Origin of the sequence: Motilimonas sp. E26, assembly GCF_021278025.1 — a bacterium.
Taxonomy (GTDB): Bacteria; Pseudomonadota; Gammaproteobacteria; order Enterobacterales; family CBDFNC01; genus Motilimonas.
In genome coordinates, this window is record NZ_JAIBHJ010000072.1 from 1 (window position 1) to 1,322 (window position 1,322).

General features: G+C 46.4%; 1 protein-coding gene. It reads left to right on the forward strand.

All coding sequences use genetic code 11. The features are described from left to right. Positions 1 to 1,322: non-ribosomal peptide synthetase (locus tag K1M91_RS21160; RefSeq protein WP_232804241.1), on the forward strand; the 1,322-nt coding region annotated here is incomplete at both ends.

The following is a 1,322-nucleotide window of genomic DNA, read 5'->3' on the forward strand; positions in this document are numbered from 1 at the left end:
AACGAGCTGTCAGAAAGGGGGTTGGCGTCGTACAGCGAGTTAAATAGCACAGTGGCAGGGCATGTAGCGTCAGACTTGGCGTATGTGATTTACACCTCGGGCTCTACGGGGCAGCCTAAGGGGGTCATGTTGGCTCATCAAGGGGTGATGAATTACCTTAGCCATTGTTGTGAACAATATCTGTGTAATACGGCGACCGCCGTAGTTAGCACGCCTTTGGCTTTTGATGCCACAGTGACCAGTTTGCTCAGTCCTTTATTAACAGGTCAGTCTATCCAGCTTATCCCTGCTTCAGAAGATGGTATAGAAGCTCTTGCTAATATTATTGTGAAAGCTGATAGACCAACTTTATTTAAAGTATCTCCAGCTCACCTTGATGCCTTATTTTATGCGTTACAAGCTCGCAGGATTCCACAATATTCACTGAAGCACATTTTTGTTGTGGGCGGAGAGCAGTTGCAGTGGCGTACATTGACGCCTTGGCTAACAAGGTTACCACAATCACAATTTATTAACGAATATGGCCCGACAGAGGCCACGGTTGGTTGTAGTTCTCAAGTTGTTACTGCTGAGCAACTCAATGATGCAGGGGGAGCAGGGGTCGCCATCGGTCGTCCTATTAAGAATATGCGCTTGTATGTACTTGATAAAGCGCAGCAACTCGTTCCTCAAGGGGGAGAAGGTGAGCTTTATATTGCCGGTCCCGGTTTGGCAAGAGGCTATCTTGGACAACCAAGTCTGAGTTCATCTCGTTTTGTCTTCTTGTCACACTTGCATGCATCCCCTGTTCGCGTCTATCGGACAGGAGATACTGTACGAATGAACCAAGCTGGAGAATTGGAGTATTTGGGGCGAAATGATAACCAAATTAAATTGCGAGGCTACCGAATTGAACTGGATGAAATTGAAAGTCATTTGTCACAAATACCTGAAGTAAGGCAATTTACAGTAATGGTTGTGGGTGAGACGACGGAAAGTCAGCAGTTAGTTGCTTTTGTTGTTTCTAGTGAAGTTGAATCAAGTGCTGAGTGCATCATAGAGCGTGTTTCACAACATCTTCATCAACATTTGCCTGATTTCATGGTGCCGTCTCTGATCAAAGTATTGCCTGCTTTTCCACTTACTGTGAATGGTAAGATCGACAGGGCTGCACTTTTAAATATGGAGCTTGGCGAGCGCAATACGTATCGTGCACCGGAGTCAGAAATCGAGCGTACACTCGTTAGTGTGTGGGAAGAAGTATTAGGCGTGAGCCGCGTAGGTGTGGAAGATAACTTTTTCGCGCTGGGGGGAAATTCGTTATTGGCGGTGCGTCTAGCGAG